General features: G+C 60.7%; 14 protein-coding genes and 2 tRNA genes. 8 read left to right on the plus strand and 8 right to left on the minus strand.

Annotation, left to right across the window (positions count from 1 at the left end):
* Positions 1-12: 12 nt before the first annotated feature.
* The 4 genes from ACQY47_RS20190 to ACQY47_RS20205 all read left to right on the plus strand — a co-directional run bounded on the left by ACQY47_RS20190 (position 13) and on the right by ACQY47_RS20205 (position 7,998).
* Positions 13-1,317: a homoserine dehydrogenase gene (locus ACQY47_RS20190; RefSeq protein ID WP_017139729.1), complete on the plus strand. Its 1,305-nt coding sequence runs from the start codon at positions 13-15 to the stop codon at positions 1,315-1,317.
* Between the two features lie 103 nt (positions 1,318-1,420).
* On the plus strand, positions 1,421-2,830 hold the full coding sequence (gene thrC / locus ACQY47_RS20195; protein WP_428551326.1) for a threonine synthase: 1,410 nt from the start codon (positions 1,421-1,423) through the stop codon (positions 2,828-2,830).
* A gap of 111 nt (positions 2,831-2,941) precedes the next feature.
* Positions 2,942-6,520 (plus strand): transporter substrate-binding domain-containing protein, encoded by a 3,579-nt coding sequence (locus ACQY47_RS20200; RefSeq protein WP_428551329.1) that lies wholly within the window; start codon positions 2,942-2,944, stop codon positions 6,518-6,520.
* A 233-nt stretch (positions 6,521-6,753) separates the two neighbouring features.
* Positions 6,754-7,998 (plus strand): EAL domain-containing response regulator, encoded by a 1,245-nt coding sequence (locus ACQY47_RS20205; protein WP_428551332.1) that lies wholly within the window; start codon positions 6,754-6,756, stop codon positions 7,996-7,998.
* Here the strand turns inward: ACQY47_RS20205 and ACQY47_RS20210 are convergent.
* Complete coding sequence (locus tag ACQY47_RS20210) at positions 7,967-8,629, minus strand: response regulator (RefSeq protein ID WP_428551335.1); 663 nt, start codon at positions 8,627-8,629, stop codon at positions 7,967-7,969. The two genes, ACQY47_RS20205 and ACQY47_RS20210, sit on opposite strands and share 32 nt — an antisense overlap.
* A gap of 207 nt (positions 8,630-8,836) precedes the next feature.
* Here ACQY47_RS20210 and ACQY47_RS20215 point away from each other — a divergent pair, with 207 nt between their 5' ends.
* Positions 8,837-9,121, plus strand: coding sequence for a DUF3509 domain-containing protein (locus tag ACQY47_RS20215; RefSeq protein WP_026013896.1), 285 nt, complete (start codon positions 8,837-8,839; stop codon positions 9,119-9,121).
* 196 nt (positions 9,122-9,317) lie between these two features.
* On the opposite strand, the gene ACQY47_RS20220 is transcribed toward ACQY47_RS20215, so the two are convergent.
* Both ACQY47_RS20220 and ACQY47_RS20225 read right to left on the minus strand, forming a co-directional pair.
* Complete coding sequence (locus ACQY47_RS20220) at positions 9,318-10,190, minus strand: TIGR02285 family protein (protein ID WP_236460765.1); 873 nt, start codon at positions 10,188-10,190, stop codon at positions 9,318-9,320.
* Positions 10,190-11,389, minus strand: a complete 1,200-nt coding sequence (locus ACQY47_RS20225) for a CaiB/BaiF CoA transferase family protein (RefSeq protein ID WP_099549356.1) — start codon at positions 11,387-11,389, stop codon at positions 10,190-10,192. The genes ACQY47_RS20220 and ACQY47_RS20225 overlap by 1 nt, the downstream gene beginning before the upstream one ends.
* A gap of 148 nt (positions 11,390-11,537) precedes the next feature.
* Here ACQY47_RS20225 and ACQY47_RS20230 point away from each other — a divergent pair, with 148 nt between their 5' ends.
* A complete protein-coding gene (locus ACQY47_RS20230; RefSeq protein ID WP_099549357.1) occupies positions 11,538-12,080 on the plus strand; it encodes a YaeQ family protein in 543 nt (180 codons plus the stop codon).
* A gap of 121 nt (positions 12,081-12,201) precedes the next feature.
* Complete coding sequence (gene recJ / locus ACQY47_RS20235; RefSeq protein WP_138449273.1) at positions 12,202-13,911, plus strand: single-stranded-DNA-specific exonuclease RecJ; 1,710 nt, start codon at positions 12,202-12,204, stop codon at positions 13,909-13,911.
* A gap of 163 nt (positions 13,912-14,074) precedes the next feature.
* Here the strand turns inward: recJ and ACQY47_RS20240 are convergent, their stop codons facing one another.
* The 4 genes from ACQY47_RS20240 to ACQY47_RS20255 all read right to left on the minus strand — a co-directional run bounded on the left by ACQY47_RS20240 (position 14,075) and on the right by ACQY47_RS20255 (position 18,643).
* Positions 14,075-15,361: a virulence factor family protein gene (locus tag ACQY47_RS20240; RefSeq protein ID WP_138452077.1), complete on the minus strand. Its 1,287-nt coding sequence runs from the start codon at positions 15,359-15,361 to the stop codon at positions 14,075-14,077.
* Positions 15,361-18,003, minus strand: coding sequence for a bifunctional lysylphosphatidylglycerol flippase/synthetase MprF (mprF, locus tag ACQY47_RS20245; RefSeq protein ID WP_017139740.1), 2,643 nt, complete (start codon positions 18,001-18,003; stop codon positions 15,361-15,363). The genes ACQY47_RS20240 and mprF overlap by 1 nt, the downstream gene beginning before the upstream one ends.
* Before the next feature lie 279 nt (positions 18,004-18,282).
* Positions 18,283-18,359 (minus strand) — tRNA-Met (locus ACQY47_RS20250).
* A gap of 207 nt (positions 18,360-18,566) precedes the next feature.
* A tRNA-Met gene (locus ACQY47_RS20255) sits at positions 18,567-18,643 on the minus strand.
* A 280-nt stretch (positions 18,644-18,923) separates the two neighbouring features.
* On the opposite strand from ACQY47_RS20255, the gene dinB reads away from it, so the two are divergent.
* A complete protein-coding gene (gene dinB, locus ACQY47_RS20260; RefSeq protein ID WP_099549358.1) occupies positions 18,924-19,982 on the plus strand; it encodes a DNA polymerase IV in 1,059 nt (352 codons plus the stop codon).
* Between the two features lie 132 nt (positions 19,983-20,114).
* On the opposite strand, the gene ACQY47_RS20265 is transcribed toward dinB, so the two are convergent.
* Complete coding sequence (locus tag ACQY47_RS20265; protein ID WP_236446494.1) at positions 20,115-21,068, minus strand: hypothetical protein; 954 nt, start codon at positions 21,066-21,068, stop codon at positions 20,115-20,117.
* Positions 21,069-21,083 lie beyond the last annotated feature (15 nt).

Here is a 21,083-nt window from a genome sequence, read left to right on the forward strand (position 1 = left end):
GGGAGTTCTTCAGTGAAACCGGTCAAAGTAGGCATCTGTGGGTTAGGGACCGTCGGTGGCGGCACCTTGAACGTACTTCAGCGTAATGCTGAAGAAATTTCCCGCCGTGCAGGGCGTGGGATTGAAGTGGCGCAAATTGCCACGCGTACGCCAAAGCCTCAGTTCCAAACGACCGGTATTGCGATTACCAACGATGTCTTCGCTGTGGCCACCAACCCTGAAATCGATATCGTCATCGAGCTGGTTGGCGGTTATACCGTGGCCCGCGAGCTGGTGCTGCTGGCCATCGAAAACGGCAAGCACGTGGTCACCGCCAACAAGGCGCTGATCGCCGTACACGGCAACGAGATCTTCGCCAAGGCGCGTGAAAAGGGTGTGATTGTCGCGTTCGAAGCCGCCGTGGCCGGTGGCATCCCGGTGATCAAGGCGATCCGTGAAGGCCTGTCTGCCAACCGTATCAACTGGGTGGCCGGCATCATCAACGGCACCGGCAACTTCATCCTCACCGAAATGCGCGAGAAAGGCCGCACCTTCGAAGACGTGCTGGCCGAAGCTCAAGCCTTGGGTTACGCCGAAGCCGACCCGACCTTCGACGTAGAAGGCATCGACGCAGCGCACAAGCTGACCATTTTGGCGTCCATCGCCTTTGGCATTCCGCTGCAGTTCGACAAGGCCTACACCGAAGGCATCACCAAGCTCACCACCGCCGACGTGAACTACGCCGAAGCCCTGGGCTACCGCATCAAGCACCTCGGTGTGGCGCGCAGCACCCCGGCCGGTATCGAATTGCGTGTACACCCGACGCTGATCCCGGCTGACCGCCTGATCGCTAACGTCAATGGCGTGATGAACGCCGTGATGGTCAACGGTGACGCCGCCGGCTCCACCCTGTTCTACGGCGCGGGCGCCGGCATGGAGCCGACCGCTTCGTCGGTGATCGCCGACCTGGTGGACGTGGTTCGCGCCATGACCAGCGACCCGGAAAACCGCGTGCCGCACCTGGCCTTCCAGCCGGATTCGCTGTCGGCCCACCCGATCCTGCCGATCGAAGCCTGTGAAAGCGCTTACTACCTGCGCATCCAGGCCAAGGATCACCCAGGCGTGTTGGCCCAAGTGGCCAGCATCCTCTCGGAGCGCGGCATCAACATCGAGTCGATCATGCAGAAGGAAGTCGAGGAACAAGACGGCCTGGTGCCGATGATCCTGCTGACCCACCGCGTGCTCGAGCAGCACATCAACGATGCCATTGCCGCGCTTGAAGCGTTGCAGGGCGTGGTTGGGCCGGTGGTGCGCATCCGTGTTGAACATCTAAATTAATTCAGCGGCAAGCGCCAAGCCACAAGCGACAAGTAAAAGCCGATTCGCTCTAACTTGAAGCTTGTAGCTTAAAGCTCGCAGCTCAAACCGAAGGTTTGCTCCTATGCGTTATATCAGCACCCGCGGCCAGGCACCGGCCCTGAACTTCGAAGACGTTTTGCTCGCCGGCCTTGCCACTGACGGCGGCCTGTACGTGCCGGAAAACCTGCCACGTTTCACTCAGGAAGAGATCGCCTCGTGGGCCGGCCTGCCGTATCACGAACTGGCGTTCCGGGTGATGCGCCCGTTTGTTACCGGCAGCATCCCCGATGCGGATTTCAAAAAGATTCTGGAAGAAACGTATGGCGTGTTTTCCCACAACGCCATCGCACCCCTGCGTCAACTGAACGGCAATGAGTGGGTACTGGAGCTGTTCCACGGCCCGACCCTGGCGTTCAAGGACTTCGCCCTGCAACTGCTCGGTCGCCTGCTCGATTACGTGCTGCAAAAGCGCGGCGAGCGCGTGGTGATCATCGGTGCCACTTCCGGTGATACCGGCTCGGCGGCCATCGAAGGTTGCAAGCACTGCGAGAACGTCGACATCTTCATCCTGCACCCGCACAAGCGCGTGTCGGAGGTGCAGCGTCGCCAGATGACCACCATCTTCGGTGAGAACATCCACAACATCGCCATCGAAGGCAACTTCGATGACTGCCAGGAAATGGTCAAGAACAGCTTCGCTGACCAGAGCTTCCTCAAAGGTACGCGTTTGGTGGCGGTGAACTCGATCAACTGGGCGCGGATCATGGCCCAGATCGTCTACTACTTCCACGCCTCCCTGCAGTTGGGCGGCCCGGCGCGTTCGGTGTCGTTCTCGGTGCCGACCGGCAACTTTGGCGACATCTTCGCCGGTTACCTGGCGCGCAACATGGGCCTGCCGATCAACCAGTTGATCGTCGCCACCAACCGCAACGACATCCTGCACCGCTTCATGAGCGGCAACCAGTACGTCAAGGAAACCCTGCACGCCACGCTGTCGCCATCGATGGACATCATGGTCTCGTCGAACTTCGAGCGCCTGCTGTTCGACATGCACGGTCGCAACGGCGCAGCCATTGCCGGTTTGATGGATACCTTCAAGAGCGGCGGTGGTTTCAGCGTTGATGAAGAGCGCTGGACCGAAACCCGCAAGCTGTTCGACTCCCTGGCTGTGGACGATGCGCAAACCTGCGAAACCATCGCCCAAGTCTATGCGCAGACCGGCGAGCTGCTCGACCCGCACACCGCTATCGGTGTGAAGGCCGCACGCGAATGCCGTCGCAGCCTGGACATCCCGATGGTGATTTTGGGCACCGCCCACCCGGTAAAATTCCCGGAAGCGGTGGAGAAGGCCGGCGTTGGCAAGGCGCTGGAGTTACCGCAGCACCTGGCTGACCTGTTCGAGCGCGAAGAGCGCTGCACCGTGCTGGCCAATGACCTGAAAGCTGTGCAGGCGTTTGTCAGCCAGCATGGCAATCGCGGCAAGCCACTCTGATTCATCAGTGGCTGCGCGGCAGATCAAGCCCGTCTTCGTGACGGGCTTTTTCATTCTGGCGGGCCATGCTTGCGCAGGCGCTTAACCCGAACACTCAAGGAAACCCAATCGGTGCATGCAGTAATCCAATGGACGGTGCGTTTGGCGTGTGTGCTCTTGCTTGGCCAAGTGCCAATGGGCCTGGCCGCCGTCAGCCTGCCTTTCAAACTGGTGCCGGCGTTTATCCCGCTGGAGCCGTTGCCGCTGGCGCCGGCGCAGCAGCAGTGGCTGGCAGCCCATCGGACCTTGAAGGTGGGGATTTCCATTGATGACTATCAGCCGATTGATATCACCCGCGACCGCAATCGCTACCAGGGCATCAGTGCCGATTACCTGAGCCTGGTCGGTGCGCGCCTGGGTGTGTCGATGCAGGTGCTCGGTTTTGCCGAACGCGCCCAGGCGGTCGAGGCGTTGCGCAACGGTGCCATTGACATTCTCACCAGCGCCAATGGCTATGAGCGTGATGTACCCGGTTTGCAGTTTACCCGCGACTACATGCCCGACCGGTCGGTAGTAGTACTGTGTCGCGACGATAGCCAGGGCGACGATCTGACGGGCAAGAAGCTGGTGTTGCTCGATGGCTATGCCAACGTCAAGAACGTGCATGCCGCCTACCCCGGCAGCCACATCATGCTTGCGCCCAACCTCTACAGTGGGCTGGAGGCGCTCAATCAGGGCGACGCCGATGCGTTTATCGGCAACGAAGTCATCGTGCGCGCCTACAAGTCGCTGCGGCCTTACCTGAGGTTGCAGATCAAAGAAGAAAGTCGCTTGCCCCCGATCGGCTTCGCGTTTGCCACTCGCCAGGCCGACCCGTTGCTCGGTGCCATGATGGACAGCGCGCTGGCGAGCATCGATGAGTCGGTGCAGCGCGAAATTCTCGCGCGCTGGACCACCGGACTGGGTGTCGGTTTTGGTGTTGAGCGCATTGCGCTGTCGGCCTCGGAGCGGGCGTGGGTGTTGCAGCACCCGCATGTGGTGGTGGCGGCCCAGCAAATGTCGCCTTACGTGTTCAGAGACAAGGACGACCGCTGGGTGGGCTTGAACGTTGACCTGCTTAACCGGATTTCGCGCATGACCGGTTTACAGTTTGTCTTCGAGGAGGCGCATTCCACTGCGCAAACCCTGAGCTGGCTGGAAACGGGCAGGGCGGACATGAACACCACCTTGGCCGAGAATCAGGAGCGCCAGGCGCTGCTCAACTTCAGCCACAGTTTCGGTGGCTCTGGCTGGGTGTTTGTCGAGCCTGCTGATGCGGCGCCGCTGACCGGCCTGGATCAGTTGGCCGGCAAGGTGCTGGTGCTGCCGGCACGGCATGTACTTGAGCCCTACATTCGCCAGGCGTACCCGCAGATCAACCTGCGCTTGGTCACTGATTACACCCAGGCCCGTGACTGGGTAAGACGCGGCGAAGCGGCTGCCACGCTGCAAACAGAAGTGGAAGTGCAGAGTTACCCACAGGATGGCCTGCGCATTGGCCGCAGCGTCGATGGCAAGTGGTCGGCCAACAGCCTGTCGGTGCGCAAGGACCAGCCTGAACTGTTAAGCATTCTGAACAAGGCGCTGGAAGCCTTGCCGGTCGCCGAGCTGAGCGCCTTGCGCCTGCGCTGGATCGGCGCGGTGGCGATTCCGGTGCCGGCCTGGCAGCGTGTCCCTGCCTGGGCTTACTGGACGGTGGCCATGGCGATCCTGTTTGTGCTGGTGTCGCTGGTGTGGAACAGCCGGCTCAAGCGCCAGATCCACCAGCGGCTGGAGGCTGAACGTCGGCTCAATGACCAATTGGCCTTCAAGCGCGCCTTGCTCGACGGCATGCCCAACCCGCTATTCGTGCGCGACCTGGCCGGGCGCCTGGTGACCTGCAACAAAAGTTATGAACAGCAATTGGCAACTCGCCTTGAAAAGATCCAGGGCCTGACCTTGATGGAAAGCGCGGTGATGCCCGAACTCACCGCCGCGCGCCTGCATGCAGGCCATATGGTGCAACTGGCCACGCAACAACCGCTGTTTGTCGACCGGGAGCTGGAACTCAACGGCGGCAGCGTTCACGTGTACCAATGGACTGTGCCGTTCTTTGACGCCGAGAACCGTTTGCAGGGGTTGCTGGGTGGCTGGATCGACATCAACGAGCGCAAAGTCCTGGAGCATCAATTAATGGACGCGCGTCAGGCCGCCGACGAAGCGAACTACGCCAAAAGTGCGTTTCTCTCAACCCTGAGCCACGAGATTCGTACACCGATGAACGCCATCATCGGCTTGCTCGAACTGGAGCAGGAACGCTGCCTGGCAGCCGGCCAGCCTGTGTCCGACGCCTTGCAGGTAGCCCATCGCTCGGCACGTGAGCTGATTGCGTTGATGGGCGACAGCCTGGACCTTGCCAAGATTGAGTCGGGCCATATGCAACTGGCACCGCAATCGACTGAGCTGAAGGGCTTTTTCGAAGGTATCCAGCGCTTGTTCGAGGCCACGGCGCAAAAAAAGGGCCTGCACCTGACCCTGGCGTTTGACCCGGCAGCCCAGGGTTATTACTGGTTCGACCCGCTGCGCTTGCGCCAAGTGATGCACAACCTTTTGGGCAATGCGCTCAAGTTTACTCAGCACGGCGGGGTGCGTATCAGTGTCGATTGCCGGCACGATGAGGCCGGCGCCGAATACCTGCACCTGTGCGTGGAAGACAGCGGTCCGGGGATTGGGGCCGATCAGCAAGCGAGGATGTTCAAGCCGTTTGTGCAAATGAGCGCTTCGACCGCAGCCGAGCATGGCGGCACCGGCCTGGGTTTGAGTATCTGCCAGCAGTTGGTGGAGTTGATGGGCGGTAGCATTCACCTCAACAGTGTCGTGGGCGCAGGTACGGTGGTGTGCATCGACCTGCACCTGGCGCGGATCAGCACTGACGACGTACCGGCACCCGTGGGTGTTGCATTGCCGCCTGCCGGTCGCAGCCTGTCGGTGCTGGTGGTCGATGACCTGGCGGCCAACCGTCTGGTACTGGTGCAGCAGTTGGAGTTCCTCGGCCATCACGTGGTCGCCGTCGATTCAGCGCAGGGCGCGTTGCAGGCATGGTCGCAGCAACGCTTTGACGTGCTGGTCACCGATTGCCAGATGCCGGGCATGTCCGGCTATGAGCTGAGCCAGGCGATCCGACGGATTGAAGCCACTGAGCAGTTACCGCGTTGCGCAGTGATCGGTTGCACCGCGAATGCCATGCAGGATGAACAGCAGCGTGGCAACGAAGTCGGCATGGATGAGCTGTTGGTCAAGCCGATCACGTTGCAGCGCTGGGCTCAGGTGCTGGCAGAACGGGCGGCGCCACGCTCTTTTGATATCCAGACCCTGCGCACCATGACCCAGGCTGAAGGGCCGGTGCTGCACAGCATGCTGCAAGAGTTGGCCAGGAGCCTGGACCGCGAGCATGAAGTGATGGAGATGGCCTTGGTCGAGCAAGACATGGCGCGCTTGAATGCTGCGTTGCATCGGCTCAAGGGCATTTGCTCTCTGGTCGATGCGCTGCCGCTGGCCAAGGCGTGCATGGCCCTGGAGAGCTGCGCACGTGAGGCGCGCGGCAGCGAACTTGAGGCGCCGTGGTCAAGGTTGTCCCAAGCGTTGATGGTGTTCCGTCGCGACCTGCAACCCTACCTGGACGCTCGCATTTAGGGTCATGGCTTTCAGCTGTTTGGCTAATCCCCTTCATTCGAGGACGAACCCTTTCACTGTGGCAAGCCTGCTCGCCACAGGTTGCCTTTTGCCGGTTCCATTTCTCAATTGCCTTACTTGACTGCGTCAGCCCAAAGACCTTGAACGGCATAACGTTTAGGACACGTCCTATGGGGCGCCCTGCAGCTTTTGGTTACTGTGCCGGTCTTTGCCCGCTGCCGACAGAGTTGCCCATGCGTTCCCTCAAAGTGCTGATCCTTGAAGACAACCCGTTTCAACTGATGGCGCTGCACCAGATGCTCAATGCCAACGGCGTGTTCAACGTACTCACCGCCGAGACGGTTGAAGCCGCGCGCCAGTCCCTGGACAGTGCCGGCCCGGTGGACATCGCCATTTGCGATCTGTACCTGGAGCAGGGCGATGGCCTGGAGTTGATCCGCGAACTGGCCGAGCGCAGCCTGGCCCAGGTGCTGATCCTGCTCAGCAATGCCGAACCGGACGTGCTCGAAGGCGTGGCCAATATGGCGCGGCAACAGGGGCTGAATGTGCTGGCGTGCTTGCCCAAGCCCGCGTCGGCCAAGCTGGTCGGGCAAGTGTTGATGGACTGCCAGGCGCGCTTGCGTGCGGGGCCGCCGGTGACCTCATGGGCGCGGGTGCGTCATCTGCTCGACCTGAGCGAGCGCGAGCCGTTGCCACCCTCGGCGGACGTCAGCCAGGCCAGCATCGCGCGCTGTGGCCGGGTTTGGTATCAGCCTATCGTCAGCCAGGACGGCGTGCTGCAACGGGTCGAGGCCCTGGCCCGTTGGCAATCTAATGAAAATGAGCTGCTGTTGCCTGACGACTTTTTGCCGGTGCTGGAGTTTGCCGGCATGGAAGAGGCCTTCACTTGGCACGTACTGGAGCAGGCACTGGGCCTGGCTGGCCAGGTCATGGGCCAAACCGGGCAACTGCTGCCTGTAGCGGTGAATATTCCCGGGCGCATGCTGGAGCGACCGCACTTTCCCCAAGTACTGCAAGGCCTGCTGCAACTGCACGGCGTGCCGGCCCATGGGCTGACCCTGGAGTTGGTGGAGACCTCACGGTTAAAAACCGACAGTGCCCACCTCACCGGGCTGCTGCGCTTGCGGATGATGGGGTGCAAGTTGTCCATTGGTGATTTCGGCGTCGGTGGCACCAGCCTGCAGAGCCTGCTGGCGTTGCCCTTCACTGAGCTGAAGATCCCTCCGGTGTTTGCCAGTGGCATGGCCGAGGATGATCGCAAGGCTGCCGTGGTGGCGGGTGCCATGAGCATGGCTGCGCACTTGGGCATTGGCGTGGTGGTGACCGGGGTGGAAAGCGCCGCCGATTACCATGGCGTCGGAGAATTGGGCGCGGCCTGGCTGCAAGGCTGTTTTATCGCGCGGCCAATGGAGGTCGAGGCGCTCAAGCAATGGATCGCGTTTCAGGCTATGCCAGCCCGTGTTCCTGCACATAGATAAACAGCGCGGCATCGTTGCCAAGGCCCAGCTTGCGCATGGCGCTGACCTTGTGCGCGCTGACCGTCTGCTTGCTGCGATGCAGTTGCGCGGCGATCTCGCCCACCGCCAACCCGGCAGCCAACAGGCGGATCACCTCCAGTTCCCGAGGTGACAGCTGTTGCTGCGACTGCAGGCGGTCGGCGCCGACTTCCCCGGCAAGGCTCAGTGCCTGGCGAATGGCGTGGGCCACATAAGGACGCCCTTGCCGCACGTGGTGAATTGCTTGCGGCAGCTCATCGGCCAAGCTGGCCTTGCTCAGCAAGCCCATGACCCCCAGTTTCAGAATGGAATGAAACAAGCCGGCGTTATTGAGCATGGTCACCACCACAATCGGCAGCTCGGGATGGTACCGACGCAACTGTTCTATCAGGCGCAGCCCGTCGGCCTGAGGCTCGGCGGGCATCATGAAATCGGTCACCAGCACATCACAGGCACAGGTGTTCAGCTGTTCAATCAGGGCTTGGGGCGAATTGGCCTCGGCGACGATGCGTACCCGTTCGTCACGCTCCAACACGGCGCGCAAACCAATCAGAAAAATCGGGTGGTCGTCGGCGAGGACGATGCGCAGTGGCGCTTCAGACGCGGCTTTCACGGCAGGCTCCCAGGATAATCCAGGGATTCTAGCCTGTTGGAGGTTGTTTTCTCTCTGTCATCTTTGCCGTGCATGCTCGGTTGACTCGGGCAGACGACGATACAAAAGGTCGAACTTTCTGCTGCGGGCACGGGTCACTTGAATGTCAGCACCTTGGTGACATTTTTGTTTTTCGAACTTTATTCGAATGATTGAGTGGTGATCGAGATGGAAAGTATCAGCCTATTGCTCGAAGAAGCACTGAGCCCTTATCAGGTTACGTTGACCACCTCGGGTGTGCAGGGCGAGTGCCTGGTGACCGTGAAGAACCCGGCTGGCGCTATTGTCGTCGAGCGGGAAGTCGATCGCGCGCAATTGACCGATAAGCGCGTGCTGGTGGATGTGGTCGATTGCCTGCTGCGCGACCTTAAAATCGCCGAAGGGCGCCTGGAACCCTCGGTTATTGCCGCCTTGCGCAACGCCGCACAGACTCGCGGCAGCGTGATCGCATGAAGAATTGTTTAATTGGCGAAACTTCCTACGCCATGCCCGGTCAGATTTTTTAACGGCAAGAGCAAACATTGTGCTCCGGTGTTTGTGGCTTGTTGTACTGGTCTTTGTAGGCCACGTTTAACCCCGAAGTGTCTCCCCACTCTTCGGGGTTTCTTTTTGCCTGGGATTTGCCTCGCTGAGGGTCAGGTCTCGGTGCTCAGGGCTCGGGAGAGTCGAGGAAGAAACTCGGGTTGTGCGACAAATACTGTTCGCGCATCACTGGGTCTAACCACGAGGCGTAGGACTGTTGCACCTGCTCCAGTGGAATCTCGCCCAATGCCTGATCGATTCGCTGCATGGCCTGGCGACCTTGCGGCGTGTTGGAGCAAGCGATATGCGTGCGTTGGTAAGGCGCTGAGCCCTTGATGGGAAAGAACAGCAGGTCGTGGGCCGCAATTCCCTGTTGCTGGGCGTGATAGCGGATTTCCGGCGGGTAACCCAGCACCGCCTCCAGCCGCCCCAGGCGCTGCATCTGCAACAGGCTGCCAAGGGCGTCATTGCCGTAATGCAGGGCCAGGGTGTGCGGGTCGGCGTGCTTTAGCTGTTCATCGACGGCGGGGCCGTAACTGCGTTCGGCAGTGGCGCCAATGCGCGCCGTATGGGATTTGAGAAAGGCTTGCAGGTCAAACTGACCCTCGACGATATAGGGCGCCATGGCCGCCTGGTGGCTGCGCTGGATCGTCACCCCATTGCTGACCGTCACGAATGCCTGGGCGGAAAACACCACGTACTGGGCGCGCTCCGGCGTCCACAGCAGCGATGGGTCACAGGTCAGGGATTGAGCACGCAACATTTGAATGCCGCGCGCGCGGTTGACGTGCATCACTTGATGACGATACTCCGGCAGGTGCTCCATGAGCATCGGCAACAGTTGGTCGAGTGCGCCCTGGTTTTTTTGCGGGCCTTCGAAGATGGTCATTGGCGGCAGGTCGCGCAGCAGCCAGGTCAGTGTGTCCTCGGCCTGAGCCGAGAGCGACCAGCCGCCGAGCAGCGTGCTTACAAGGAGCAGGCGGACGTACGGGCGAACCATCAGATCGCGCCATCCTCACGCAAACGGGTGATGGCGGCGGCGTCGTAACCCAGCTCATTGAGCACCGTGCTGTTGTGCTCCCCTAACTGCGGCCCAACCCATTCGCAACTGCCCGGCGTCTCGGAGAGCTTGGGCACGATGCCTGGCATCTTGAAGTCCTTGCCACCTGGCAGCTGCGCCTTGAGGAACATTTCCCGGGCCAGAAACTGCGGGTCGCCGAGCATGTCTTCGGCGCTGTAGATACGGCTGGCGGGTACTTCTGCCTTGTTCAGTTGCTCGACCACTTGCTCCAGCGGCAGCGAGTTGACCCACCGATCAATCACCCCGTAAAGCTCGTCACGGCGGCTGTCACGCCCGTCATTGCTGGCCAGGGCCGGGTCATTGGCCAAATCGTCGCGGCCGATGGCGCTCATGAAGCGCTTGAAGATGGCATCGCCATTGGCGCCGATCTGCACATGCTTGCCGTCAGCACTGGTATGAATCGAGGAAGGCGTGATGCCGGGCATGATGTTGCCGGTGCGCTCGCGGATAAACCCGAACACGTCGAACTCCGGGATCATGCTTTCCATCATCGCGAAGATGGCTTCGTACAGCGCCACATCCACCACTTGGCCGAGCCCGCCGTTGACCTCACGGTGACGCAACGCCATCAGCGCGCCGATCACCGCCCACAGAGCCGCGATGGAGTCGCCGATGGAAATCCCGGTGCGCACCGGCGGGCGATCTTCAAAGCCTGTGATGTAGCGCAGACCGCCCATGGACTCGCCCACCGCGCCAAAGCCCGGCTGGTCTTTCATCGGGCCGGTCTGGCCGAAACCGGAGAGGCGCACCATCACCAGCTTGGGGTTCAGCGCGTGCAGGGTTTCCCAGCTCAAACCGAGTTTTTCCAGCACACCGGGGCGGAAGTTTTCGATCAGGATGTCGGCGTCCGCCAGCAGCTGTTTAAGAATCGCCAGGCCATCCGGGTGCTTGAGGTTCAGGGTCAGCGACTTTTTATTGCGCGCCTGCACAAACCACCACAGCGACGTGCCTTCGTACAGCTTGCGCCACTTGCGCAGCGGGTCGCCGCCATCGGGGGATTCGACCTTGATCACCTCGGCACCGAATTCGGCGCAGATACGTGAGGCAAACGGTCCGGCGATCAGGGTGCCCAGTTCGATGACTTTCAGGCCGGCGAGCGGTTTGGCATTAAACGACATGAGGATCCTTAGCAAGCAGGGGCGGTGGTGTCATGCCTTTTAACATAGGCGAGCGGCCCAGGGATAAGCATGATGCAGCGCAGTATTCGTTCAATGGCTGCCCCATCGGTTAGACTGGCGACCTTTCCCTGTCTTTAGAAGCCCGTTCATGGCCCAGCCGTCCACGACCTACAAATTTGAACTGAACCTCACCGACCTCGATCGCTCGGTGTACGAGAGCGTCAAGCAGACCATCGCCCGCCACCCTTCGGAAACCGAAGAACGTATGACCGTGCGGCTGCTGGCCTACGCCCTTTGGTACAACGAGCAGTTGGCGTTCGGGCGTGGCCTGTCAGATGTAGACGAGCCAGCCCTGTGGGAAAAAAGCCTGGATGATCGGGTTCTGCACTGGATTGAAGTCGGCCAGCCCGACGCCGACCGCTTGACCTGGTGCTCACGCCGTACCGAGCGCACCAGCCTGCTGGCCTATGGCAGCCTGCGCGTATGGGAAGGCAAAGTGGTGCCGGTGGCCAAGAACCTCAAGAACGTCCACATCGCCGCCGTGCCGCAGGAAGTCCTCGAGACCCTGGCCAAGGACATGCCGCGCGTGATCAAGTGGGACGTGATGATCAGCGAAGGCACTATTTTCGTGACTGACGACCGTGGCCAGCATGAAGTGCAGCTGGAGTGGCTGGTCGGCGAACGCGGCTGAAGAGGTGGAGCTTCAAGCGGCAAGCTTTTAGCTGCAAGCTTGAAGCTTGAAGCTTGAAGCTTGAAGCTTGAAGCTTGAAGCCCATTACTAATATCCACTACAGAGAATTCCCCTTCGTCCCATGCGTATCGATCCTCGCCCGTTGCCCGCTGTCCTGCCGTTTCTCGGTGAATTGCCACCGCTGTTGACCCGTCTCTATGCCGCACGCGGGGTGCAGTCGGAGGCTGAGCTGGACAAGAGCCTGGCGCGGTTGATTCCCTACCAGCAACTCAAGGGCATCGACGCGGCGGTAGACCTGCTGGTGACGGCCCTGGAGCAGCGCCAGCGTATCCTCATCGTCGGTGACTTCGACGCCGATGGCGCCACGGCCAGTACCGTGGGCACGTTGGGCCTGCGTTTGCTCGGCGCGGCGCATGTCGATTACCTGGTGCCCAACCGCTTCGAATACGGCTACGGGCTTACCCCGGAAATCGTCGCTGTGGCGCTGCAGCGCGAGCCGCAGCTGCTGATCACCGTGGATAACGGCATCTCCAGCGTTGAAGGCGTGGCGGCGGCGAAGGCCGCCGGGTTGCAGGTATTGGTCACTGACCACCACTTGCCGGGTGATGAATTGCCGGCGGCGGATGCCATTGTCAACCCGAACCAGCCTGGCTGCGAGTTCCCCAGCAAGGCGTTGGCCGGCGTGGGTGTGATCTTTTACGTGCTGATGGCCCTGCGCGCGCGGTTGCGCAGCCTGGGCTGGTACGACAACAAACCCCAGCCAAATATTGGCGAACTGCTTGATCTGGTCGCCTTGGGCAGCGTCGCTGACGTGGTGCCGCTGGATGCCAACAACCGCATTCTGGTGCATCAGGGCCTGGAGCGTATTCGTGCCGGGCGTGCGCGGCCGGGGATCAAGGCGATTCTCGAAGTGGCCAAGCGCGATGCGGCGCGTATCACCTCCACCGACCTCGGTTTTATCCTCGGGCCACGCCTCAATGCGGCCGGGCGCCTGGATGATATGAGCCTGGGCATCGAATGCCTGCTCACCAGCGACGTGGCGGCGGCGCGGGAAATGGCCGCGCAGTTGGACGGCATGAACCAGGACCGCAAATCCATCGAACAAGGCATGCAGCGCGAGGCCCTGGCCCAGCTCAAGGACTTGCCCGTGGAGTCGATGCCTTACGGCTTGTGCCTGTTCGACCCGGAATGGCACCAAGGTGTGATCGGTATTCTGGCCTCGCGTATGAAAGAGCGGTATTTCCGCCCGACCATCGCCTTCGCCGATGCCGGTGACGGCCTGCTCAAGGGCTCGGGGCGCTCTGTGCAGGGTTTTCACATCCGTGATGCCCTCGCGGTGGTCGCCAGCCAGCATCCCAACCTGATCGCCAAATACGGCGGCCATGCCATGGCCGCCGGCCTGACCTTGCCCGAGGAAAACTTCCCGCTGTTTGCCGAAGCCTTTGATGCCGAAGTGCGCCGGCAGCTGCGTGAAGAAGACCTCACCGGTCGCCTGCTGACGGACGGCACGTTGGCGGTGGAAGAGTTTCACCTCGAGTTGGCGCGCGCACTGCGCCATGCCGGGCCATGGGGCCAGCACTTTCCCGAGCCGTTGTTTCACGGTGTGTTTCAGTTGGTTGAACAGCGTGTGGTTGGCGAGCGGCACCTTAAAGTGGTGCTCAAGAGCGAATGCGGGTCAGTGAAGCTCGACGGCATTGCGTTTGGTGTGGACCGTGAGGTGTGGCCGAACCCGACGGTGCGTTGGGTGGAATTGGCCTACAAGCTGGATGTGAACGAGTTTCGTGGCAATGAAACTGTGCAACTGATGATTGCGCATATCGAACCGCGCTGAGTCTGAGCCACACCACAAAACAACTGTGGGAGCGGGCTTGTGTGGGAGCTGGCTTGCCTGCGATGCGGACGCCTCGGTCTATCAGACAGACCGAGGTGATGCTATCGCAGGCAAGCCAGCTCCCACAGAGGTGCCCACGCTCAGCTTTGTGGGCAGCCTTGGATTACTCAGCTTTGTCTTTAGCCTGGTGCTTCACAATGATATCCACCAAGCGCTGAGCCAGCGCCGGGTAGTTCTCATCAAAGTGATGCCCGCCCGGCAGCTTCACCGCCTCGCCCACAGCAGTGGTATCGGTGCAACCACTCTCGTTGACTTCTTCAGCACCGTAGATGCACACCACTTTATCGGCTGGCAGCTTGGCCATTTCCGGGCCAGTGGCGGCCTCTTTGCCGGCATTGCCCAGCCAGCCTTCCACTTCGATTTCAAAGCTGCCAGTGCGTGCGAATGCGAGCAGGATAATGGCGTCGACACGCTGCTGTTCGCTTTCCGGCATGCGGTTGTAGATCGCTGGCAGTACGTCGGCGCCGAACGAATAGCCGGTCAGTACGAAGCGCTTGGTGCCCCACTTCTGGCGGTAGTGCTGCATCAGCTCGGTGAGGTCTTTGGCGCTTTGTTCCGGGGTCTTGTGCTGCCAGTAGTAGCGCAGGGTGTCGATGCCGACCACCGGGTAGCCGATCTTGGCCATTTCACCGGCCACATCGCGGTCCAGGTCACGCCAGCCGCCATCACCGGAGAGGAACAGGGTAACGGTGTCCTTGGCTTGGCCAGCCGGTACTTCGACCACCGGAATCGCCAGGCCGCCGTTGTCCGAACCGACCAATTGCTTGCGCAGTTCGTTGTTCAGTACTTGTGGGTAGTGAATGTCGTAGTCGCTGATGCTGGTAGTCGCGCGCGGTGTATCGCGTACGAAACTGGCGCTTTCATCGTCAGGGTTATCGTTCCACGCCACCAGCCAATTGCCATGGGCAGAGGTCTTCGGCAGCGGGTCCTTGCAACCTTCCTGGACCAGGGCGAAGCCGACGGAGATGGCGTTGGCCTTGTCGTCGTTCTGTGTGGCCAGCCAGCGCCAGGCGAGCGCGGCGCCAGGGCCGATGCCGCTGACCAGCGTCGCCGGGCCTTTAAGCTGGGCCAGGGCGCTTTGCAGGGCTTGTTCCTGCAACTTGCAGTCATCTTTTGGCAGGATCACTTGAACGATTTGCGCCGAGCCGCCCTGGCTCAGGGCAATCAGTTGGCTGTCGCTCAAGGTCTCATCGGCCATTACAGCCACGGCCACGCGGGCCTTGGCCGAGCCGTTAGGCGTCACACGGGTCATCACCGAACCGTCGGCCTGGGGCAGTTGTTCCAGGATCGGTTGCGGGGCAGGGCGGTTCCAGTACCAAAAGCCACCCGCCGCGATCAGCGCGAGCAGCACTACTAAGGCCAATACATACCGCCAGGAGCGTCGAATCATCAGCGTTTCACCAATCCAGTCAAGCCGCCCGCAATCAGGGCGGCGGTATCGGCCAGTGCCACCAGCGGATCAAGTCCTGCGGGCACGGCCATATAACGGGGTTCCCAGTCAGGCTGGAACTTGTCTTTGAAGCGGCGCAAACCTTGGAAGTTATACAGTTGCTCGCCGCGGCGGAACACCATCGAGCCCAGGCGTTGGGTCAGCGGCGCACCACGGCGCGGTTGCAGGCCCGACAACGGCACCATGCCGAGGCTGAAGCGGGCGTAGTCATGGTTCTTATAATGTTGAATCAGGCCAACCATCATGAATTCCATGGTCAGCTTCGGCGCGTCCGGGTGCGCACGCATCAGGTCGAGACTGGCCAGGTCATGGTTGTAGGTCTCGAGCAGGTTGGCGAAGGCTACCGGGCGCCCTTCGAAGCGAATGATCGCGATGCGAAAGTGCTTGAGGTAGTCGTCACTGAAACGTCCGAGGGAGAAGCCCTTTTCCCGCACGTTCTTGCCGGTCAGCCAAGCATCGGAGATGACTTTGAGCTCATCCATCGGCGCCTGGCCCGGGTCGCAGATCTCCAGGGACAGGCCGTCCCGGGTGCCACGGTTCCAGGTGTAGCGCAGGTCCTTCATCTCTTTGCCCTTGGCTTCCAGGTCAAAGCGTTTGAGGTCGACGCGGGCTTCTTCGCCCAGCTTGATCGCGGTGAGGCCAATGTCCATGTAGTACGGCAGGTTCTCGGCGCGTACTTGGTAGAACACTGGGCGCGCGTGATGGATATCGCACAGGTCGCGGAACTGCCAGATCATCTCCGCGCGGGGCTGAGTCGGGCCGATCGGGTCGTACAGGGCCACCAGGCTGCGCCCGCGACGGGCGTACATCAGGAAGGCTTCATCGTTGGGGTGGAACAGCAACGCCTTGTCGCCGGTCAGCGCCAGGCCGCCGTCGGGTTGCGAGGAGGCCATCAGGATCTTGGTGGCACGCTCCAGCTCATCCGGTGTCGGCAAGTGAATGACCGGGCGCGCAGTGCGCAACAGCCAGGTCAACGACACGATCACCAGCAACACCGCCGCACCCAGCAATGAACGCAGGCCCCGTGGGGCGTTGGCGTCCAGGGTGAACTGCCACCACAGCTGATGGCTGTACGGCACGTCTTGATAGGCAAACAGCAGCAGCCAGATCGAGGCGCCCAGCACACAGACACTGGCCACCAGGTACAGCGGCGAGAACGGCAGCTCAGTCAGGCGGCTGGCGCGGTAAAACGAGCGACGGAAGATCGCCAGCAGCACCGCCGTCATGATCATCAGGCTGGCTTCTTCCCAGTCGAAGCCTTTGAGCAGCGAGAGCAGGGCGCCGGTCAGCAGCAGCACCATGGTCAGCATCCAGGCCGCCGACAAACGTCGACGCAGGCCTTGGGCGAGCAGCAGGCACAACACGCCGATCAGGCTGGCACCGAAGTGCGAGGCATCAATCAGGCGGTGGGGAATCAGGAAGCCGATGTTTTCCAGGCGTGAGTCGATTTCCGGCGTGGCGCCGGAAAACAGCAGGACCACGCCGGACAAAAAAACCAGTACGGCCAGCACCGGCGCCGCCAGGCCCGAAGCAACCCGCAGGCTTTGCTGGGTCTGGAACAGGCGCTGGGCTTCGTTGACCAACAGGAAGATACAGGCGATCAGCAGCGGCAGAACCACGTAGATCATCCGGTACAACAGCAGGGCGGCGGCCAATGGCGCGGCGCCGAGTTTGTCGGCAAACGCGGCCAGCAGAATTGCCTCGAACACGCCCACGCCACCCGGCACATGGCTGAGTACACCGGCAGCCAGGGCCAGCAAATACACCAGCAGGAACGGGCCGAACGGCGGCGCTTCCGGCAGCAACATATAAAGGACGGTGGCGGCAGCGGCCACATCCAGCGCGGTGATGATCAGTTGCAGGAAGGTCAGGCGGCGGCCCGGCAGGCGCAGCGTTCGACGCCCGGCCTTGACCAGCAGGTTGTCCGGGTAAGGTTGTTCCGGCAGGCGCCGGCGATAAATACCGATGCACAGTGCGACTGACAGCAGCAATACCGCGCCGGCGATGCCACCGAGCAAACCTTGGGACAAATGCAGGTAGGTCGAGGCCGCGGGCAAGTTGCTCAAGGTGGCCAGTGCGGCCAACGGCGGCAGGGCGGTACCCAAGGCCAGGCTGGCAAACACGGTCATGTGCGCCACTTCCGAGGCACCGATGCCATGGCGTGCATATAAACGGTAGCGTACTGAACCGCCCGAAAGCATCGACAACCCAATGGCATTGCCGATGGCAAAGGCGGTGAAGCCACCCATGGCCAGGGTCTTGGCCGGCAGCTTTACGCCGGCATAACGTGCGCCGGAGAATTCGTAGCCCAATAGAATGATGAAACCTGCGACCGCGGCGGCAAATGCGCCGAGCAAGGCAGGCTTGGGCACTTCCAGGATCGAGTCGTGGAGCGCGTAAAGGTCCAGCTCCAGCAGCAAGTGTCGGCAGGCGATCAGGGCGATAGCGAACAGCAACAGGGTGACGGCCAGCCCAATGGGTTGACGGTATTTGCTCAACAGATCCAGCCATCGCAAACGGGTGGGAGTGATCGGTTGTTCCGCTGTGACGGTGTCTTGTGGTTCAGACGAGTTGGCGCGCATCAATCACCTCGTGGATTGTGCGCGACAGGATGGAGGTATCCAGCCAAGTTACCAATCCCTATGGACAAAATAATTACAAATATTAACGCTTATCGTCGGGGGCGGCGACAGCGGCCATTGGTCGTAGAGGGTCGAGCTTGAGCACTGAGCATAGCTTGCAATGACATGGACTCTGCAAACCGAATACGGTTTCATGAAAGATGCCATACCATTGTTTCAGAAGAACTTTTTCACCGGATACAAAAAAGGCCACTCTTTCGAGTAGCCTTTTTTGATGTTTGGTTGCGGGAGCCGGATTTGAACCGACGACCTTCGGGTTATGAGCCCGACGAGCTACCAGACTGCTCCATCCCGCGTCTGTGGGCGGCATTCTACAGCCCAGCGGCGAGGTGTCAACCGTTAATAGTCTGATGGGTCAAATAAGTGGAAATTAGTCACTCCACAGCCACCTTGTGCGGTAAGTGCAGGGTGGGCAACGTTTTTTCTGTCTTACAATTTTCATGCAGGGCTAAAACAGGCACGCACAAAAAAGGCCACTCTTTCGAGTAGCCTTTTTTGATGTTTGGTTGCGGGAGCCGGATTTGAACCGACGACCTTCGGGTTATGAGCCCGACGAGCTACCAGACTGCTCCATCCCGCGTCTGTGTGTCGGCATTCTACAGAGGAACGCAGGTGTGTCAACCTGTGAATTGAAGAAAAGCGCTTGTGGTTCAAGCGGTTAGCTCTCCAAGACGGGCTTTGGAAGGCCTCGGGGCCAGTCTGGCCAAGGGTTTGGGTTCTATTGGTGGGTAGATTTCGATTGAGAAAATAAATTCATCTGGGAAATTTCCTACCGCTCAAACGGCAGATTCAAACTACTGGTGCTATATACAGGAGTGAGTGCGATACTGGCCGCCCGTTGGATTACACCCTCTGTTTATATGACGCAGCGCAAAATCATCCACGTCGACTGTGATTGCTTCTACGCCGCCATCGAGATGCGCGACGACCCGAGCCTGGCGCAAAAGCCCCTGGCGGTCGGCGGCTCGGCAGACAGGCGAGGAGTGATTGCAACCTGCAACTATGAGGCGCGGGCCTATGGCGTGCGGTCGGCCATGTCATCGCGCCACGCCTTGAAGCTGTGCCCGGACCTGACCATCGTCAAGCCGCGCATGGATGCTTATAAAGAAGCGTCGAAGGAAATCCAGACGATCTTTCGCGACTACACCGACCTGATCGAGCCGTTGTCGCTGGACGAAGCTTACCTGGATGTCTCCGACAGCCCGCATTTTGGCGGCAGTGCCACGCGCATCGCCCAGGACATCCGCCGGCGCGTCTCCAACCAGTTGCACATCACCGTGTCGGCCGGCGTGGCGCCGAACAAGTTTCTGGCCAAGATCGCCAGCGACTGGAAAAAACCCAACGGCCTGTTTGTGATCACCCCGGATCAGGTCGAAGACTTTGTGTCGCAGTTGCCAGTGAAAAAGCTGCACGGTGTCGGCAAGGTCACCGCCGACAAGCTGGCGCGCCTGGGCATCGAAGACTGCCTGCAACTGCGCGAGTGGAACAAGCTGGCGCTGGTGCGTGAATTCGGCAGTTTTGGCGAGCGGCTCTGGGGCCTGGCTCGTGGGATTGATGACCGTGTGGTGCAGAACGACAGCCGCCGACAATCGATCAGTGTGGAAAATACCTACGACGTGGACCTGCCGGATCTCTCAAGTTGCCTGGCGAAACTGCCTGAGCTGATGGAAACCCTGGCAGGGCGCATGGCGCGTATAGACAGTAGCTACCGCGCGGGCAAGCCGTTCGTTAAGGTGAAGTTTCATGACTTTACCCAGACGACGCTGGAGCAGGCCGGGGCAGGGCGGGATCTGGAGAGTTATCAACAGCTGTTGACCCAGGCGTTTAACCGGGGCGGGAAGCCGGTGCGGTTGTTGGGGATTGGGGTGCGGTTGCTGGACCTGAGCAGCGGTAACGAGCAGCTTCAATTTCCCTGGTAGAAACCGGATCAAAAAAATGTGGGAGCTGGCTTGCCTGCGATAGCGCAGTGTCAGTCACTGATGTTGTGACTAATACACCGCTATCGCAGGCAAGCCAGCTCCCACATTTGGATTTTTATCCAGCCTGAAGTCTCAGCGTGCCCCAGGATCTGCGACGAGTCTTCCCGCATCCTTGGTCAGCGCCTGCAGAAACTCCTGCTGCAACTCCGGATCATTGCGCGTCAATTCGATCAGGCTTTGTTCCAGCTCGCTGGCTTCTTCCTCCAGGCCCAGCTCCGACAGGCGCTTGACCCGGTGCACCCATTGGTTCACTTCGTCATCTTCCAGGTCGTCGTAGATCAGGCCATGGGCTTCGAGCAACTTGCCGCGCAGGGTGTTGCTGATCGCCAGGGTCGAGTCGGAATGCACATCGTCCTGGCCATCTTCCACGCTGATCTTCAAGGTGCTGACGCGGTTCAGGTCCTGCTCGGCAAATGGGCTGTCCAACAGGTTCAGGCGCAGTACGCCATCGCGGTCGGTGGTCAGCTCATGGGTCTGCTTGCCGGCGGTAACTTGCACCGGGCGCTCGCTCCAGGGCAGGCTCGAATACTCCGTGCGCTTGTCGCGCTGCACTTCATCGATACCCGCCAGGTTCTGTTGCGCACGGCCGTGGGATTGCACGTTCATGAACGGGTTGATGCCGTCCACGCCGTAGCTCAGCCAGTCACGCGTCATGCTGGTGGGCAGGTTGCCGAGGGCGAAGACATTCACCACGTTGGCGCCCGCGCCCGCTACCAGTGCAACGGCACCCAAAGGCATCTCATAGAGTTTGCGCCAGGGCTGGTAGGGGGTGTAGCGATCGTAACGGCGGGTGACTTCGAACTCGGTGACCTCAAAGGTCTTCTGCTCGTGAATGCGAACCCGGCGTTGCGGTAGTTCCAGCACTTTGGGTTCGCCTACATCGATTTGCAGGCTGTGATCGAGCAACTTTCGCTCGACCCGCTCCTCGTGCTCGCTGCGTTGCGACATTTGATTGGCGCAGCCGCTGACCAGCAGGGCGCCGCACAAGGCGGCGCCCCCCAGGGCTCTGGTGTTTCGCTTGAACATGACTTCTCTTGATCT

Origin of the sequence: Pseudomonas edaphica, assembly GCF_965277385.1 — a bacterium.
GTDB lineage: Bacteria > Pseudomonadota > Gammaproteobacteria > Pseudomonadales > Pseudomonadaceae > Aquipseudomonas > Aquipseudomonas edaphica.

Bases quoted from the DNA above. Each gene is read 5' to 3' on its own strand.
- ACQY47_RS20265 (WP_236446494.1), bottom strand. From the start codon at position 21,068: ATGTTCAAGCGAAACACCAGAGCCCTGGGGGGCGCCGCCTTGTGCGGC.
- ACQY47_RS20205 (WP_428551332.1), top strand. From the start codon at position 6,754: ATGCGTTCCCTCAAAGTGCTGATCCTTGAAGACAACCCGTTTCAACTG.
- recJ (WP_138449273.1), top strand. From the start codon at position 12,202: ATGCGTATCGATCCTCGCCCGTTGCCCGCTGTCCTGCCGTTTCTCGGT.
- dinB (WP_099549358.1), top strand. From the start codon at position 18,924: ATGACGCAGCGCAAAATCATCCACGTCGACTGTGATTGCTTCTACGCC.
- ACQY47_RS20230 (WP_099549357.1), top strand. From the start codon at position 11,538: ATGGCCCAGCCGTCCACGACCTACAAATTTGAACTGAACCTCACCGAC.
- ACQY47_RS20240 (WP_138452077.1), bottom strand. From the start codon at position 15,361: ATGATTCGACGCTCCTGGCGGTATGTATTGGCCTTAGTAGTGCTGCTC.
- ACQY47_RS20215 (WP_026013896.1), top strand. From the start codon at position 8,837: ATGGAAAGTATCAGCCTATTGCTCGAAGAAGCACTGAGCCCTTATCAG.
- ACQY47_RS20225 (WP_099549356.1), bottom strand. From the start codon at position 11,389: ATGTCGTTTAATGCCAAACCGCTCGCCGGCCTGAAAGTCATCGAACTG.
- thrC (WP_428551326.1), top strand. From the start codon at position 1,421: ATGCGTTATATCAGCACCCGCGGCCAGGCACCGGCCCTGAACTTCGAA.
- mprF (WP_017139740.1), bottom strand. From the start codon at position 18,003: ATGCGCGCCAACTCGTCTGAACCACAAGACACCGTCACAGCGGAACAA.
- ACQY47_RS20220 (WP_236460765.1), bottom strand. From the start codon at position 10,190: ATGGTTCGCCCGTACGTCCGCCTGCTCCTTGTAAGCACGCTGCTCGGC.